11 protein-coding genes are annotated in these 16,973 nt (G+C 65.8%); 7 read left to right on the top strand and 4 right to left on the bottom strand.

From position 1 onward, the window contains the following. Nucleotides 1-313 precede the first annotated feature (313 nt). Nucleotides 314-1,459, bottom strand: coding sequence for an acyltransferase family protein (locus tag ASE67_RS03520; protein ID WP_055756773.1), 1,146 nt, complete (start codon nt 1,457-1,459; stop codon nt 314-316). Between the two features lie 136 nt (nt 1,460-1,595). On the opposite strand from ASE67_RS03520, the gene ASE67_RS03515 reads away from it, so the two are divergent. The 5 genes from ASE67_RS03515 to ASE67_RS03495 all read left to right on the top strand — a co-directional run bounded on the left by ASE67_RS03515 (nt 1,596) and on the right by ASE67_RS03495 (nt 7,692). Then, nucleotides 1,596-2,423 carry a LytTR family DNA-binding domain-containing protein gene (locus ASE67_RS03515; RefSeq protein WP_055756770.1) on the top strand — a complete coding sequence of 276 codons (828 nt, stop codon included), beginning with the start codon at nt 1,596-1,598 and terminating at the stop codon, nt 2,421-2,423. 188 nt (nt 2,424-2,611) lie between these two features. Further along, a complete protein-coding gene (lldP, locus tag ASE67_RS03510; protein WP_055756768.1) occupies nt 2,612-4,285 on the top strand; it encodes an L-lactate permease in 1,674 nt (557 codons plus the stop codon). Continuing rightward, nucleotides 4,282-5,061, top strand: coding sequence for an FCD domain-containing protein (locus ASE67_RS03505; protein ID WP_235511775.1), 780 nt, complete (start codon nt 4,282-4,284; stop codon nt 5,059-5,061). Before lldP ends, ASE67_RS03505 begins: the two co-directional genes overlap by 4 nt. Before the next feature lie 16 nt (nt 5,062-5,077). Continuing rightward, entirely contained in the window at nt 5,078-6,211 is a 1,134-nt protein-coding gene (lldD, locus tag ASE67_RS03500; RefSeq protein WP_055756766.1) for an FMN-dependent L-lactate dehydrogenase LldD, read from the top strand. Nucleotides 6,212-6,261: 50 nt separating this feature from the next. Beyond that, nucleotides 6,262-7,692 carry a DcaP family trimeric outer membrane transporter gene (locus tag ASE67_RS03495; RefSeq protein ID WP_235511774.1) on the top strand — a complete coding sequence of 477 codons (1,431 nt, stop codon included), beginning with the start codon at nt 6,262-6,264 and terminating at the stop codon, nt 7,690-7,692. A gap of 42 nt (nt 7,693-7,734) precedes the next feature. On the opposite strand, the gene ASE67_RS03490 is transcribed toward ASE67_RS03495, so the two are convergent. Beyond that, the gene (locus ASE67_RS03490; RefSeq protein ID WP_235511773.1) at nt 7,735-9,927 is read right to left on the bottom strand and encodes a glycoside hydrolase family 3 N-terminal domain-containing protein; all 2,193 of its coding nucleotides are present in this window, start codon (nt 9,925-9,927) and stop codon (nt 7,735-7,737) included. A 203-nt stretch (nt 9,928-10,130) separates the two neighbouring features. On the opposite strand from ASE67_RS03490, the gene ASE67_RS03485 reads away from it, so the two are divergent. Continuing rightward, the gene (locus ASE67_RS03485; protein WP_082456918.1) at nt 10,131-12,668 is read left to right on the top strand and encodes a TonB-dependent receptor domain-containing protein; all 2,538 of its coding nucleotides are present in this window, start codon (nt 10,131-10,133) and stop codon (nt 12,666-12,668) included. 59 nt (nt 12,669-12,727) lie between these two features. Further along, nucleotides 12,728-14,791: a hypothetical protein gene (locus tag ASE67_RS03480; RefSeq protein WP_055756762.1), complete on the top strand. Its 2,064-nt coding sequence runs from the start codon at nt 12,728-12,730 to the stop codon at nt 14,789-14,791. Here the strand turns inward: ASE67_RS03480 and ASE67_RS03475 are convergent. Beyond that, nucleotides 14,766-15,434 carry a DUF6445 family protein gene (locus ASE67_RS03475; RefSeq protein WP_055756760.1) on the bottom strand — a complete coding sequence of 223 codons (669 nt, stop codon included), beginning with the start codon at nt 15,432-15,434 and terminating at the stop codon, nt 14,766-14,768. The two genes, ASE67_RS03480 and ASE67_RS03475, sit on opposite strands and share 26 nt — an antisense overlap. A gap of 2 nt (nt 15,435-15,436) precedes the next feature. Continuing rightward, nucleotides 15,437-16,942 carry a tryptophan halogenase family protein gene (locus ASE67_RS03470; protein WP_055756759.1) on the bottom strand — a complete coding sequence of 502 codons (1,506 nt, stop codon included), beginning with the start codon at nt 16,940-16,942 and terminating at the stop codon, nt 15,437-15,439. Nucleotides 16,943-16,973 lie beyond the last annotated feature (31 nt).

Below are 16,973 nucleotides of genomic sequence, written 5' to 3'. Positions count from 1 at the left end.
TCATCACGAGCTCGAACAATAACATGGATCAATAATTGTCTATTTTCAGATGATCTGGGATATCGGCGGACGTAAAACATTATCCCTTATCAGATATCCTTCGCGATATGCGCGATTGTAGAGTGTGAAAAGATGCCCGGCACCCAGTTCAAAGATCAATGTCGGAATCGTGGTGATATGGTTCATGTTCAGGGAGGGCGGCGGAAGAACGACCGGTTTTGGCTGATGGGCGGGCAGATTGAGCGGCTGCGGTCGTTCTCGCGGAAAGGTCACTGGAAGCGTCGGCCGGATCAACGGCGGGTGCTGCGCGGTATCATCGGACGATGCTGCCTTGGCGGCTGAGGCCGATCGCCGGCCGCAGCCAATCAATCCGCCTGCCTATCAGGTAGAAGGCCCAGCATCCCAGCATCGTGACCACGAGCAGGATAGCAAAACGGGCAAGGGGGCCGGTTGCCGTGAACAGCAGGGCATAGCCGGCCACGACGATGATCGTCTGGTGGATCAGGTAGAAGGGGAACACTGCCTCGGCCAGCATGGGACGCCAGCGATGGTCGATGTTGGCGAAGCGGTCAGCCATGCCGATCAGCGCGATGATCGCGCACCAGCTCTCGACCGCACGGGCAATTTGGAACGACGTCCACGCCCATTGCGGTGCGACCGTGTTGCCCGGCCACAGCAGTTCGGTACTCGCCAGCACCAGCCAACCACCAAGGGCGGCCACGGACGCCACAGGCCACCAGCGACCGATCGCAGGCAGCAACCTGTCCGACCACCGCAGCGCCGCGCCGAACAGGAACGCGGGCAGATACGCGGCATGGGCGCTCCAGTCGCCGACCAGGGCGTGGCTTTCCTCCCACCCGGTGCCGATGTTGCGTGCGGCATACACCCAGAGGATGCCCGCCGGGAGCAGCAGTGGCCCCGCGAGCACGCGCTCGGCCACACGGAGGCAGGCGCGACGCCAACGGACCGGCAGCGAGAGCAGGCCGACTAGCACAACCGTGTAGACCAGCAGATAGAAGACGAACCAAAGGTGCATCCAGGTCGGCATCGCGACCCCGTCGATCTTCTGGAACCGGTAATAGTCGTGGACGACGAAATAGCCGAAGCCATGACCATAGTCGAAGTGGGTGACCAGCCATACCCAGGGTTGTGGCACCACGACGACGGCCATGCCGAAGATCAGCGGGATGCCGAGCCGCGCCATCCGCGACCGCAAGAATCCGGGTCCGCTACCCTGCTTGGCATACAAGGCCGCGCTGGCGTAGCCGGACACGACGAACAGCAGCGACAGTCGCCATGGGTTCAACAGGAACATCGGGATCGTTGCCCACGCAATGCCGGGCGTCACCAGCTTCACCTGATAGTCCCACGGCACGAATGCCATGCCGACATGGTATAGAATGAGGAGCTGGAACGCGCCGATGCGTAGCCAGTCCATCCCGTAATGCCGCCCCGTCATATGCCTGCCGTCCCCCTAATCTCGATGTAGCGGCGGCTAGCGAAACCACCGGCGCTTCGGTAAGTGCGCCGGGGTAAGGCGTGGGGCGGCAGGGACGGTGGTGACGGAGGCTGGGGCGAACGGCGGGTGGGCAGGGATGAGCGGCGGGCAGCGAAAACTGGCCGCGGTGCTGCTCGCCGGCTTCCTGTTCATCTGGGGCGTAGTGACCATCGGCAACGCCGAATCCACGATCAGCGATCTGGCGGCGGCAGGGGTGCGCGAAACGCGCACGCACGTCTGGATCTGGGAACTCAGCAGCGTCGTCGCCTGGTTGAGCATCATGCCGCTGATCTGGTGGTGCGTCGCCCGGGTTCGCCCGCCTCGCATGGGCTGGTCGGTAGTGGCGTTCATTTTCCTGCTAGGGTTGCCGGTCGCGTCGGCGTGGCATGTTGCCCTGATGATCGTCCTGCGCCACCTCGCCTATGGCGCGATGGGGGAGGGGTATCATTTCGTGGGCAGCATCGCCCATCCCTATCTCTACGAACTCCGCAAGGATGCGGCGACGTACTTGCAGTTTACCGGACTGGCAGCATTGGCCCAGTGGCTGCTTGCCCATGGCGATCTACTGCCCAAGAGCGAATCGAACCCGACAGCCACGCCCCTCGATCGGCCAACCCTCACCATCGTCGATGGCACGACGCGGCATCTGCTGCCGATCGGTACCATCGACCACATTTGTGCGGCGGGCAATTACGTGGAGATACATATGGAAGGTCGGGTATTGCTGCACCGTGCGACGCTGACCGGCGTCGAAACCGAGTTGGGGGATGCCTTCGCGCGTATCCACCGCAGCCGCCTTGTCCGTCGCGATGCCATCCGCAGCGTCCAAACCGATCGCAGCGGCGACTTTGCTGTGAGCCTGGTCGACGGAACGGTGCTGTCGGGAAGCCGCCGCTACCGCGATCAACTGACCAGAAGCGAATAGTTCGCGTTATCTATTTTGCTCGCCTCCTTGGAACGCCTGCGCCATCCAGAGTAGCGGGTCCATGCGCATATCTGGTCATACCAGAAAACACGCATCCACGTAACCGATAGTTGACCACCCACTAGAATGCGCAGATTTTGGCCCTGAGGATATATATCTGGTACTACCAGAATCTAGGGAGAGGTGCCGTGGCAGTTTGGGCGCAGAATTACGACCCTCTGGGCAATATCTGGTTGTCCAGTCTGGTCGCCGCTATTCCGATCATTTTCTTCTTTCTGGCGCTGACGGTCTTCCGACTGAAAGGATATGTCGCCGGTACCATCACCGTTGCATTGACCTTGGCGGTCGCGATCGGGCTGTACGGCATGCCGGTCAACAGCGCGCTGGCCGCTGGCGTGTTCGGGTTTTTCTACGGACTGTGGCCGATTGCGTGGATCATCCTTGGCGCGGTGTTCCTGTATAAGATCGCGGTCGCCACGGGCGCCTTCGATATCATCCGCCAATCGATCCTGACCGTGACCGAGGACCAGCGGCTGCAACTGCTGCTGGTCGGCTTTGCCTTTGGCGCGTTTCTGGAAGGGGCGGCGGGGTTCGGTGCCCCGGTTGCCATCACCTCGGCGTTGCTGGTTGGACTGGGTTTTCGGCCGCTCTACGCCGCCGGGCTGTGCCTGATCGCGAATACCGCGCCGGTGGCGTTCGGTGCGATGGGTATCCCGATCATCGTCGCCGGCCAGGTAACCGGCATCGATCCGTTCCTGATCGGACAGATGGCGGGGCGCCAGCTCCCGCTGTTGTCGGTCATCGTCCCGTTCTGGCTGATCCTCATCATGGACGGCCCGCGCGGCGTGCGGGAGACGTGGCCTGCGATCGTGGTTGCGGGCGGTTCGTTCGCGATCGTCCAGTTCTTGACCGCACAGTTCATCGGCCCCGAATTGCCCGACATCACCGCCGCGCTCGCCACGCTGATCGCGCTGCCGGTGTTCCTTCGCTTCTGGCAGCCCAAGCGCATCTTCCGCTTCGACGCGGCCGAGGTCGCCGCCGACGGCGCGGTACCGGTCGCACCAGTGACGGCGCAAACCGTGCGTCACACGCCGGCAAAGATCGCATGGGCATGGTCGCCGTTCCTGATCCTGACGGTGCTCGTCACGCTGTGGAGCATTGCACCGGTCAAGGCATTGTTCGCCGCCGACGGCCCGCTCGCGCACCTCGTCTTCAAACTGCACGTGCCGTTCCTCGACAAGCTGGTGGCCAAGGTGCCGCCGATCGTGAAGCAGGTCACGCCGTACGAAGCGGTCTACAAATTCGACTGGCTTTCGGCGACCGGCACCGCGATCATGCTGGCGGCGATCGTCACCATCGCTTTCCTGCGGATGAAACCGGCCGATGCGGCGCGCACCTTCGTCGAAACGCTTAAAAGCCTCATGATCCCGATCTATTCGATCGGCATGGTCCTCGCCTTTGCCTTCCTCGCCAATTATTCGGGACTGTCGGCGACGCTGGCGCTGGCGCTGGCACATACCGGATCGGCGTTCACCTTCTTCTCGCCGTTCCTCGGGTGGCTGGGTGTGTTCCTGACCGGCTCGGATACCTCGGCAAACGCGCTGTTCGCGGCACTCCAGGCCAATACCGCACACCAGATCGGGGTCAGCGAGGTACTGCTGGTCGCGGTCAACACCACCGGCGGCGTCACCGGCAAGATGATCTCGCCACAATCGATCGCGATCGCCTGCGCCGCGGTCGGGCTGGTGGGCAAGGAGTCGGACCTGTTCCGCTTCACCGTGCGCCACAGCCTGCCGCTGTGCGCACTGGTCGGGATCATCACCACGATCCAGGCCTATCTCGTCCCGTGGATGATCCCGTGAGCGCGGTCGTGAACGCAGCGCCCAGCGTGTCGGGCCGGGCCGAGGCAGCGATCGAGGCGTTGATTGCCGAACGTAAACTGTTGCCGGGCGCGCGGCTTCCGTCCGAACGGGCGCTGGCCGAAACGCTGGGCGTATCGCGCAACATTCTGCGCGAGGCGATGAGCCGATTGGTATCGCAGGGGCGGATCATCATCCGCCCGCGCGCCGGCGCGATCCTCGCCGAACCGTCGGCGCAGTGGACGCAGGCGATGATCGCCGAACCGCTCGCCCCGCTGGTCGAGGGTAATTCGGGCTACGGCCATGACATCTTCGAAGTGCGTGAATCGTTGGACGGCACCGCTGCCTATCACGCCGCACGCCGGGCGGACGCGGTCGACAAGGACCGCATCCGTCGCCGGTTCGATGCGATGGAGAAGCTGCACGCCGCCGGCGATGTCGTCGCCGAGGCGCATGCCGACGCCGCCTTTCACCTCGCCATCGCCCATGCCTCGCGCAACGCGGTGCTGACCCATGTCATGTCGAGCCTGTTCGGGCTGCTGCACACCAGCATTTCGCAGAGCCGTGAAAAGATCTATGCGGTGCCGCGCACGTTCGAGGCGCTGTCGGCGCAGCACCGCGCGATCATGGAGCGGATCGTTGCCGGCGATGCCGACGGCGCGCGCGATGCGGCCGACGTCCATCTCGAATTCGTACGCACAACGGTCCGTCAGGTCGAGGACGACCTGGCTCGCACCGAACGCGCCGCCGCCGCACGCAGCGCCGATCCCTCGCTTTAGATCCGGGAACGATCCGATGATTATCTCCGCCACCACCGACTATCGCGAAGCGGCGCGGCGTCGCCTGCCGCCGTTCCTGTTCCACTACATAGACGGCGGGGCCTATGCCGAGCATACGCTTCGCCGCAACGTGTCGGACCTGTCCGACGTGGCGCTGCGCCAGCGGGTGCTGTGCGACGTTGCCGATATCGATCTGTCGACCACGCTGTTCGGCCAGTCGCTCGGCATGCCCGTCGTGCTGGCCCCGGTCGGGCTGACCGGCATGTATGCCAGGCGCGGCGAGGTGCAGGCGGCACGCGCGGCGGCCGCCAAGCAGGTGCCCTTCACCCTGTCCACCGTCTCGGTCTGTGCGATCGACGAAGTGCAACGCCAGTCGAGCGCGCCGATCTGGTTCCAGCTGTATGTGCTGAAGGATCGCGGCTTCATGCGCGACGCGCTGGAGCGTGCGCAGGCTGCAGGTGTCGAGACACTCGTGTTTACGGTCGACATGCCGGTGCCGGGCGCACGGTATCGCGATGCACATTCGGGCATGTCCGGCCCCCATGCCGCGTGGCGGCGGATGCTGCAGGCGGTCACCCATCCGCGCTGGGCATGGGATGTCGGCATCCACGGGCGGCCGCACGACCTGGGCAACATCTCGGCCTATCGCGGGGCCGCCACCGGGCTTGCCGACTATATCGGGTGGTTGGGCGCGAATTTCGATCCGGGGATCAGCTGGCGCGACCTGCAATGGATTCGCGATTTCTGGAAGGGATCGATCGTCATCAAAGGCATTCTCGATGTCGAGGATGCGCGCGAGGCGGTGCGCTTCGGCGCGCAGGGCATCGTCGTTTCGAACCATGGCGGGCGGCAGTTGGATGGCGTGCTGTCATCGGCACGCGCGCTCCCGACCATCGCCGACGCCGTGAAGGGGCAGGTGACGATCCTCGCCGACTCCGGTGTCCGTTCGGGGCTGGACGTTGTGCGGATGCTGGCGCTTGGCGCAGACGCCGCGATGCTCGGCCGCGCCTTCATCTATGCGTTGGCCGCCGACGGGCAGGCGGGGGTCGCCAACCTCCTCGAACTGTTCGACCGGGAGATGCGGGTGGCGATGGCGCTGACCGGCGTGCGGACGATCGCAGACATCGATTCGACCATCATCGCGCGCTGACGCGGACCGCACCGGCGCGGATGCCGGACCATCAGGATAGGGGATACAGGATGCCGCATTTCAGGCAGCGGACGACCCGTGCCGTCTTGCTTTCGGGGCTGATGCTGGCGGGCACGACGCCCGCCGCTGCGCAGACCGCCGCAGATTATCAGGCGCTGCGCAACAAAGTGGACGAATTGCAGCGCCAGCTCGACACGGTGCAGCGCGCGCTGGCGGCGACGCCACCGGTCATGGTGGCCACCGCGTCGGCCCCAACCGCCGCCGCACCGGCACCGCAGGCGGCACATGACCCACTGCCCCGTCCGGCAGGCGCCCCCCCGGTTACTGCACAGGGAGGACCATCGACGTTGCCGGCGGGCTATGGCTTCCGCATCGGCGAAACCAGCTTTCGCATCAGCGGCTTCATCAAGGGCGATCTGATCTTCAGCCGCTATGGCGACGGCGATACCGCAACCAATCCGTTGGGCCGCGAATTGTCGCTGCCGCAATCGATACCGGTCGGCGGACGGCGATCGGGCATTCTCGCCGATGCGTCGGCCAAACAGTCGCGGATCGCGTTCCAGACGGCGACGCCGGTCGGCAACACCACGCTGACGACGCTGATCGAGGCCGATTTCCAGGTCGCTCCGGCTGTATCCGGCGGCGAGCGTGCGCTTAACCCCTATACCTTCGGGCTGCGCCGCGCGGTCGCAGGCTATGGCGGGTTCGCCGTCGGCCAAGACTGGAGCAACTTCCAATATGTCGCCGCATTGCCGGAGACCGCCGATTTCGTCGGCGTCACCGACGGCACCGTATTGGTCCGCCAGATGCTGCTGCGCTACAGCCGCCCGATCGGCAGCGGTTGGACCGTATCGGCCTCGATCGAAAATCCGGAGACCGTCTCGGCGGTGGCCGGTGCCCCCGCGTTGTCGGACAATGACGACGACAGTCTCCCCGACCTGACCGGACAATTGCTGTGGTCGGCAAAGGGGGCCAGCCTGTCCCTGGCTGGACTGTTGCGCTCGATGCGGGTCGATCCGGCGAACGGTCGCTCGGCGGCCACTGCGCGCGGATATGGCGTGTCGCTGGCCGGTATCGCGCCGCTGCCCACCGGCAAGGGTGATGATGTCCGTTTCATGATGACTGGGGGGCACGGGATCGGACGCTATGTCGGCGCGAACGTCGCCCCGGATGCGATCTACGATCCGGCGGAGGACCGTCTGTTGCCGGTATCGCTTCTCGCCGGGTTCGTCGGTGTGCGCCATTACTGGACCGGCACGTTACGTAGCACTTGGATGGGGTCGTTCCAGAGGATCTGGAGCCCGGCATCCGCATCGGCGCTGTCGACACGACAGGTGTGGGACACCGCGATCAACCTGTTCGTATCGCCGCTGCCACGCCTCGACATCGGGATCGAGGCCCGCCTGTCGCACCGTGAGCTCATCAATGGCGCGACCGGTACGCTCGATCGGCTGCATTTCACCGTGAAGCAGGGCTTTTGATGGGCGGATCGGGGACGGACTTGAAGGGCAGGGCCGGAGGCTTCAGTGGACTTCGAAACTGCCGGCGATCTCGGTTTCGTTCCCTGCGCTGACCCAGCAGTCGAACGCGCCGGGTTCGATCTGCCACGTCCCGTCACTCGCGATCAAAGCAAGTGCATCGCCGGCGATCGTCAGGGTCACGCGTGCCTCGGCACCGGCCGGCAGGGTGATCCGCGCAAAGGCCTTCATTTGCCGTATCGGCCGCGTCCTGCTCGCCACGCGATCATGGACGTCGACACGGACCAGCGCGGTTCCGCCCCGCGTGCCGACATTGCACACCAGCACCGATACCGGGACCGCTTCACCGGCCGCGACCGTTGGTGGCAGTAGCAGCGCCGACAAGGCGAAGCGCGTATAGCCCATGCCCGCTCCGAACGGGTACAGCGCCCGGTCGGGCGCATCGCGCCAGTGGCTGCGTCCCGCGGCCATCGGATCACGTTCGGGCGCCGGCCGACCGGTACTGCGACGGTCGTAAGACCAGGGTTGTTGGCCCGGGGCCAATGGGAAGCTGACTGGCAGCCGCCCGGTGGGTTCGAGCACGCCGAACAGGATGTCGGCGACCGCCGGCCCGGTCTGTTCGCCCAGAAACCAGGTCGCCAGCAACGCCGGTGCGTCGCGAACCGCGCCGGTGAGCGCCAGCGCCCGGCCGTGACGCAGCAGCACGACGATCGGCTTGCCGGTGGTCGCCAGCGCCTCTGCCGATGCCTGTTGTGCGGCCGGGATGGTGATATCGACCCGGCTGTTGCCTTCGCCCGACATGTCGGCACCTTCGCCGATTGCGAGCAGGACGATATCGGCGGCCCGCGCGGCGGCCACCGCGCGCGCGATCCCGCCCGGCAGCGCCTCGCTGATGCCGCTGCCCGGTTCGACGACCAGCAATGCCGGATCGTCCATCATCGCCCGCAATCCGGTCGCCAAGTCGATACCGTCCCCCGCCTTGCCCGCGAACGACCATGGCCCGTTCAGGTTGGCGCGATCCGAGCCGAACGGGCCGATCAGCGCCAGTCGCTTGCCATGGCGGGGCAGCGGCAGCAGGTCGCCATCGTTGCGGAGCAACACGATCGATTTGCTCGCGACCTCACGCGCAATCGCGCGGATCGCCTTGCTCCCGGTTTCGCGCCGTTCGGCCCGCGCATCGATCGACCGGAACGGATTGTCGAACAGCCCCAGCCGTTCCTTCAGCGTCAGTACCCGCCGCACCGCCTGATCGACTGCCTCGACCGGCACCTGGCCGCGTTCGACCAGCGTCGGCAGGTGTCGGACGTACAGCCCGCTCTGCATCGAAATGTCGATCCCGGCGAGCATGGCGAGCCGCGCTGCATCGGCCTCGTCTGCGGCGACGCCGTGCGCGATCAATTCGCGGTCGGCATCGTAGTCAGACACGCATACCCCGTCGAAGCGCAGGTCGTCGCGCAACAGGTCGGTCAGCAGCCCCCGGTTGGCGCTGACCGGCACCCCGCCGAAATCGGTGAACGACGCCATCGTCGCGCCGGCTCCGGCGGCAAAGGCGGCGGCGAACGGCGGCACGAACGTCTCGCGCAGTTCGGCCATGCTCATGTCGACCGCGGCATATTCCATGCCGCCCCGTACCGCGCCATAGCCGACGAAATGCTTCGGGGTGGCCAGCAAGGCATCGGGCCGCGTCAGGTCGGGCCCCTGAAATCCCTCGACCCGTGCCTTGGCCAGGATGCAATTGAGCATCACATCCTCGCCGGCGCCCTCCGCCACCCGGCCCCAGCGCTGGTCGCGGGCGACATCGACCATCGGTGCAAAGGTCCAGTGGATGCCGCCGGCCGTCGTCTCGCGCGCGACCGCCCGAGCCGCGCGCCGCGACAGGGCGGGATCGAACGCCGCCGCCTCCGCCAGCGGGATCGGAAAGATCGTGCGACACCCGTGGAGCACGTCAGCGGCGAAGGCGAGGGGGATGCGCAGCCGGCTGGCCAGTGCTGCCTCCTGCGCGCGCCTGGCCCCGGCCGTGCCATAGCCGTTGAACAACATGCCGACCCGCCCGGCGCGTATATCGGCCAGCATCGCCGCCGCGCCGCGCGGATCGACAACGGGATTGAAGACGGAACCGACCGGACGGACCTCGTCGCTGAAACAGCTGAGCTGACCGGCCTTTTCGTCCAGGGTCATCTGCCGGATCAGCGCCTCGATCCGCGGCGAGGCGGCGCGTGCCGGTCGGGATATCAGCACGGCGGCAGCGGTCAGCAGCGACGTTCGCAACACGTCCCGGCGACTTGGCCGGACCCGCTCGGTCCATTGTTGCGCAACCGCCACAGCGCGATCCTATTACATCGTGTTTGTTATACCATGATTGCCGCCTTTCGGTCGGAGGTCTAGATGTAACCGGTCCCAAAGATGGCGGGACCAACGAATTCCACAGGTGGGAGAGGATCATGCTGACATTCAATCGCAACGCCGCGCGTGCGGCGCTGCTGGCAAGTGCGGCACTGCTGCCGACTGCCGCCTGGGCGCAGACGCCGCCAGCCGATCCGGCCACGGCACCGGCCGGAGCCGCCACGGCGGATGACGAACAGGACGTCATCGTCGTCACCGGCACGACTTCGCGCGATCGTCCGCTCATCACCGCTTCTGCCGACATCACGCTGGCCGACCGTGCGGACATCGACCGGCGCGCGCCGCGATCGACCGCCGACATGCTCGAACTGGTCCCCGGCATCTTCGTCGAGGCGACGGCGGGACAGGTTTCGAACAACTATTCGGTGCGCGGCCTGCAGGGCGGCGGCCAGCGCTTCGTCCAGCTGGAAGAGGACGGGATGCCGATCCTCTACGGCGGCGGCGGTGCCGACTTCTTCTTCGACCAGGACCTGACCATCGACCGGCTGGAAGCGGTGAAGGGCGGTTCGTCGGGCGTGCTGACCGTCAATGGGGCGGGTGCGACGATCAACTTCATCTCGAAACGCCCGAACTTCAAGGAAGCCGAAGCGGCGGCACGCGTCACCGCCTATAACTACGGTATGAAGCGCGGCGATTTCTATTATTCGCAGCCGCTTAGCGAAAAGCTGGCGTTCAACGTCGGCGGCTATGTCCAGTCGAGCCCCGGCGTGCGTGAGAACCCGTTCGACTATGCCGGCTGGCGGTTGAAGGGGATGCTGGAATATCGCTTCGACGGCGGCGGCTATGCGCGCTTGTCGGCAAAGGGCGGCGATGTCGAAAACGCCTATTACGCGACGATGCCGTACCGCCTCGACGGGGGCAAGGTGCGCGGTATTCCGGGGCTGGACACGCAGGATGGCAATGTCGGCGGCGATGCCTTTGCCAATATCGCGGTGCCGGTATCGACCTTCGCCCATCCCAGCGGCTTCCGCGAATTCCGCTACCGCGACGGGATCAAGGCAAAGACCGCACAGGTCCGCTTCGACATCGAAAAGCCGGTGGGGGAGACGGTCGACCTGTTCGCCCATGTCCGCTACCTGAAATACTCCTATGATTTCAACGGCCTGTTCCCTGGATCGGGCACGGGTAATGCGGGTCTGACCAGTGCGCAGAACTATCTGACGCCGGGCGCGACCTCGCCGATCAACGACCTGCTGACGCTCGGCCGTGCCGCCTATCCGGCGGCGACGCGTTTCGGGATCAAGAACCTGCGAACCGGCGTCGTGCTGGGGTCGAACCAGGCCGCACAGCTGGCCGCGCTGGCGGGCAATGGCTTCCTCCAGCGCACCACGCTCAACCACGATTATATCGACGGTCGCGATTTCGGCGCGAATGTCGGTGGCCGCTGGGAATATGAGAACGACCGGTTCAAGAACTCGCTGACCGCGGGCGTCATGTATTACAACGTGATCCGCAAGCAGGACCAGTCGGCGACGGCCAGCCTGGTCAACGATGTGAAGACCAACAGCGACGTGTACGACATCGTTGCACTGGACGGTAACAATCAGGTCATCGGCACGCTGTCGGACAACGGCCTCGTCTCCTATGGCGACTGGGGTGCCGGCATTCGCGAGCGGCGCGATTCGGCCGTTTCGCTGTACGTGAACGACGAAGTGGCGTTCGGAGACCTGCGCCTCGACGGCGGCGTTCGTTGGGAAAGCGACGATGCGACCGCGCTCGACGGTAATCAGCTGGCGGTGAACCAGGCGGTACAGCCGGGCGTCGGCGGCGTCGTCCGCACCGTCGGGTCCGGCTTCGACGGCACCTTTTCGACCCGGCAGCAGACGCGGCGCAAGGCATCGTACACCGTCGGCGCGAACTATCTCATCACGCCGAACTTCTCGGTCTATGCCCGCTATGCCAACGGGTTCCAGACGAACAATGTCGACCCGATCACCACGATCGAGCTGTACGAAGCCGGCGTCCGGTACGAATATGGGCGGATATTCTCCGGGTCGGCGACTGTCTTCCGCACCAATTTCGACAATCAGAACTATAATTTCGCCAATCCTAACAACCCCTCCCAGCAGCAGAACCTGAACGCCGACCTGCGCACCAAGGGTATCGAGATCGATTTCGTGGTGCGGCCGACGAACTGGTTCTCGGTCGATTTCCAGGGGGTGTTCCAGGACCCGCAGCTGCTCAACCTCGAACTGGACGGCGTCGATCAGGGGGCGGCATTCGAAGGCAACCGGCCCGAGCGCACGCCCGCACGGCTGTTCACGGTCATGCCGACGCTCACGCTGCCCGATGGCCGGGGTGAGGTCTATGCCCGCTATAAGTATGTCGGCAAGATCTTCGCCGATAACGGCAATGGCATCGCGCTGCCCAGCTACGGCGTGACCGGGATCGGCGTGAACCTGAACCTCACCGAGCGGGTGCAGCTGAACCTGAATGCCGACAATGTGTTCGACGTCGTGGGCCTGACCGAAGGCAACCCGCGCCAGGGGCAGACACAGGCGATCACCGATGGGTTTTTCTATGCCCGCGGCATCGTTGGCCCGACCTATGGCGGATCGTTGACGTTCCGGTTCTGAACGTCCGGGGTGCCGTGTCCACGGCACGGCACCCCCAGTCTTTACGGATGAGGTGGCGGATGAAGACCGTAGCGCGGTGGATGCTGGCCGGTGTGATGCTGGCAGGGGCGGGATTGGCGGTGGCGCAGCGCCCGGCCAAGGCGCCCGAGCTGGCCTATCAACTGAACGAAGGGCAGAACCTCAATGCCTTCGTCCGCGAGGGGCCGGTCGCCGCGCATATGTTGCTGCGCAACGGCACCGACCCGCGCATCCTCGTCGCCTTTCCGGCGGGCAACAGCGGCGTCGGCCTGTGGTTCGAACCGCTGGCGCGTGCCGCGACGTGGCGGCTGGAACAGCCACCGCGCCCGACCACTGCACCTGGCATCGCCGGCCCGCAGCCCGCGATCGTCACCATCGCCAGTATCGAAGCGCCGCAGCTGCGTATCAGGCAGGCGGTGTTGTCGAGCATTCGGTTCCTGCGCGACTATCAGTCGGTCGGTCGTTTCCCGCCCGAAGTCGCGGTCGAACCGGTCATCACCGGCAGCACCATCCGCTGGAGCCGTGCGCGGCTCGACGGGAAGCCCGGCTATCTGCTGCAGGTCCGGTTACTGTCCGGCCGCATCCGGGGTGGCGCGCTGGTCGCCGATGCCGGACGGCCGCTCCGCATGGAGATCACCGCGTCGAGCGGGGAAGTGCCGCTCACCGGCCTTGCCCCCAACGAGTTGCTGAATGCCCGCGCCGCCAATGATCCCGGCGCGCGCAACGCGCTGCGGTTCCTGAGCTATCGCGAGAAGTTCCTTGCCGGGTCGTGGCGGTTCCAGACCTATTTCGGGCGCGACACGCTGATGTCGGTGCGCCTGCTGATGCCGGTGTTGCAGCCGCAGGCGATCGAGGCCGGGCTGGGATCGGTGCTGGCGCGGCTCGATCAACGCGGCGATGTCGCGCATGAAGAAGGCATTGGCGAATTCGCCGTCGTCGATCGGCGCCAGCATGGTGGCAGCGGCGACGCGGCGGCGCTGGATTATGCGATGGTCGACGACGACTATATGCTGGCCCCGGTCGCGGCGGCCTATCTGCTCGACCATGGCAATGCTGCCTCGGCGCGCGCGTTCCTCGACCGACCGTTGGTCAGTGAAGGCGTGCCCGGCACCACGGCACCGGCGGGTAAGGCGCTGGTGCGGAACCTGCGCTTTGTCCTCGATACCGCGCGCCCCTTCGCCGACGATCCGGGCTTTGCCCGACTGGTAGCGATCGGGAAGGGGCGGCTGACCGGGCAATGGCGCGACAGCGAAGAGGGGCTGGGGCGCGGGCGCTATGCCTATGACGTCAATGCGGTATTCGTGCCGGCGGCACTGGAATCGGCCGCGCGGATGCTGCGTGCCGGGCTGCTCGACCCCTATCTGACGGCGGAGGATCGCGCGGCCTTGGCTCGGGCCGAGGCGATGGCAACCGTGTGGCGGCAGCGCGCCCCGGGCATGTTCCGCGTGTCGCTGCCAGCGGCGCAGGCGAAACCCCGGATCGAGGGGTATGCCCGCAGCCTGGGCATTCCCGCCGCGCCGGCGCTGGCCGCGATCGGTGCCGACCCGCTCGTCTTTCACGCGATCGCCCTCGACGACAGCGGACGCCCGATCCCGATCGTCAATTCCGACGAAGGCTTCGCGCTGATGTTCGCCGAACCGTCGCCCGCCGACCTCGAAACCTATGTCACGGCTGCGATGCGACCGTTTCCGGCGGGGTTAATGACCGATATCGGGATGCTGGTCGCCAATGCCGCGCAGACGGACGCCGCCGTACAGGCCCGCTTTACGCCGGCGGCCTATCACGGTGCGGTCGTGTGGTCGTGGCAGCAGGCGCTGTTCGCCGCCGGCCTCGAACGCCAGCTCGCCCGCCGCGACCTGCCGCCTGCCACGCGCGCGGTGCTGACCCGCGCGCAGGCGACGCTGTGGCGTGCGATCAACGCCACCCGCGCGACGCAGAGTTCGGAGCTGTGGTCATGGGCGTATACCGGGGGCCGATATCACGTCGTCGCGTTCGGTGCGGGCAAGCAGGACGTCGACGAATCCAACGCCGCGCAATTGTGGAGTACGGTGTATCTGGCGGTCCAGCCGCCCGGCCGCGTCAGGTCAGCGACAGGAAAGCGGTAACCGTCAATCGTCCCCGCGCCGGATCGTCGCTGAGTACGGCGTCGGCCGGGATGGCGCCGCTGTGCAGCAACGCACTGCGATAGATTACCGCCCGGTTGCAGCGTCCGTCGACGGCGGAAACCTGTTCGAATTGTGCGGTCGACCCGACGATATAGGCGGGGGGCGGGGGCGCGGTGCGGACTTCGGCGTTGAGCGTGTCGAGATAGGCCGGCGCCCGCTGCACATCGATCGTCTCGAAGCCCGTAGCGCGGTGCCGGTAGAAGGCGGTTCCGCCGCTGTCGTCCGCGCCCAGATAATGGACCAGCGCGATGCGGTTTGGATCGACGGCATCGAAATGCGGCAATCGCTGTTCGATCGACAGGCGCTCGGGCGGCGTGGTCACCACCGAAAAACTGGCGTCGAGCAGGGCGATTCCGCCGCGATGGCCGAACACGTGCACCAGCACCTGCAACATCGCCGGGCGAACCGCGTCGAAATAATCGTCCGGTAAGGCGGCTCGCATGCCGGGATATTGCCGCCGCGCCGGTTCGAAGCGGGCGGCGGCGGCAAAGGCGCGCAGTCCGTCGGGATCGGGATGGAAATGGTCGACGATCGCGATGGGCTGTCGCTCTGTCCCGATCTGCCTGGCAACGATGTCGGGCATCGTCACGCCGTACCGATCAGTGCGGCCAACGCGGCGTCGTGCAGCGGCAGGGTCGGCGCGGCGCGGGCGATGACGTCGGCGATCTGCCGGACCTGGGCACGATTGGTCGCGCCGTCGATCGCGTCGGCCAGCGGATTATAGCCCTGTGCCACGATCTCCTGGCCGTTCAGCACCGCCAGCCAGCTCGCCTCGCGGAACAGCTCGTCGGGATCGAGGATGATCCGACCAGACCGGCGATATTGTTCCATGCGGGCGCGCAGCGTTTCGGGCAGCGCCATCGTCCGGCAATGCCGCCATAGCGGATCGTCCCGGCCGCTGGTGGCGTGATAGTGCAGGATCAGGAAGTCCTTGATCCCGTCCATGTCGCGGGCGAATACATGGTTGAACCGATCCGCCAGCGCCGGATCGCAATCGCGGGTCGGAAACAGCGTCAACAGCTTGGTGATGCCGCTCTGGATCAGGTGGATGCTGGTCGATTCCAATGGTTCAAGGAAACCAGACGACAACCCGATCGCCACGACATTGCCGCGCCATGGCCGGCGTCGGGTGCCGGCGGTGAACCGCAGAAGCCGCGGCTCGGCCAGTGCCTCTCCATCGAGGTTGGCGAGCAAGGTCGCCGCTGCCTCGTCATCCGACAGATAGTGGCTCGCATAGACATAGCCGTTGCCGGTGCGATGCTGCAGCGGGATGCGCCATTGCCAGCCCGCTGACCGCGCGGTGGAACGGGTAAAACGCGTAGTCGCCGCGATGCGGGCGCAGGGCACGGCAACCGCCCGGTCGCACGGCAGCCAGTGCGACCAGTCCTCATACCGCTCGCCCATTTCGCCGGCGATCAACAGCGCGCGAAAGCCCGAGCAATCGATGAACAAATCCCCCTCGATCCGGTCGCCACGATCGGTCTTCAGCGCGGTGACGAAGCCCGTCTCTCCATCGCGTTCGACCTGATGTAGCGTCCCTTCGACACGGATCACCCCGGCTGCTTCGCTGAGCTTCCGCAGATAAGCAGCGTACAGCCCCGCATCGAAATGATAGGCATATCCCAGCGTCGACAGGATCGATCGCGCGTCCCCTGCCGGCTTGGCGAACCGTCCCTGCGCCGCTAGTTGCGCCGCGAGCGACAGCGCGGGCAGCGGAACATCCATCCCTTCCGCCTGCGCCTTCAGCCAGCGATGGTGGAAAGCAACGCCGGGCAGGGTCGCGCCAAACTGACCGAACGGATGGAAATAGCGATGGCCCGGCGCGGTCCAGTCCACGAACTCGATGCCGAGCTTGAACGTCGCTTTCGTCGCCCGCAGGAATTCCGCCTCGTCGATGCCGACCAGTTCGTTGAACCAATGGATGGTGGGGATCGTGGCCTCACCGACCCCGACCGTCCCGATCGCATCGGATTCCAGCAACGTGATCGCAACCGTATCGCCAAAGCTCTTCGACAGCGCGGCGGCCGTCATCCACCCAGCGGTTCCGCCCCCCAGGACGACGACACGGCGAACGCGATCGAATGCATGCATGGCTTCATTGGTACACCGTGGCCGGCGCATT

The organism is Sphingomonas sp. Leaf23 (genome assembly GCF_001421585.1).
Lineage (GTDB): Bacteria > Pseudomonadota > Alphaproteobacteria > Sphingomonadales > Sphingomonadaceae > Sphingomonas.
Note: the sequence above shows the minus strand (reverse complement) of the source record. Positions and strands in the feature narration are given on the sequence as shown.

Bases quoted from the DNA above. Each gene is read 5' to 3' on its own strand.
- ASE67_RS03495 (WP_235511774.1), top strand. From the start codon at position 6,262: ATGCCGCATTTCAGGCAGCGGACGACCCGTGCCGTCTTGCTTTCGGGG.
- ASE67_RS03480 (WP_055756762.1), top strand. From the start codon at position 12,728: ATGAAGACCGTAGCGCGGTGGATGCTGGCCGGTGTGATGCTGGCAGGG.
- ASE67_RS03515 (WP_055756770.1), top strand. From the start codon at position 1,596: ATGAGCGGCGGGCAGCGAAAACTGGCCGCGGTGCTGCTCGCCGGCTTC.
- lldD (WP_055756766.1), top strand. From the start codon at position 5,078: ATGATTATCTCCGCCACCACCGACTATCGCGAAGCGGCGCGGCGTCGC.
- ASE67_RS03485 (WP_082456918.1), top strand. From the start codon at position 10,131: ATGCTGACATTCAATCGCAACGCCGCGCGTGCGGCGCTGCTGGCAAGT.
- ASE67_RS03475 (WP_055756760.1), bottom strand. From the start codon at position 15,434: ATGCCCGACATCGTTGCCAGGCAGATCGGGACAGAGCGACAGCCCATC.
- ASE67_RS03520 (WP_055756773.1), bottom strand. From the start codon at position 1,459: ATGACGGGGCGGCATTACGGGATGGACTGGCTACGCATCGGCGCGTTC.
- ASE67_RS03470 (WP_055756759.1), bottom strand. From the start codon at position 16,942: ATGCATGCATTCGATCGCGTTCGCCGTGTCGTCGTCCTGGGGGGCGGA.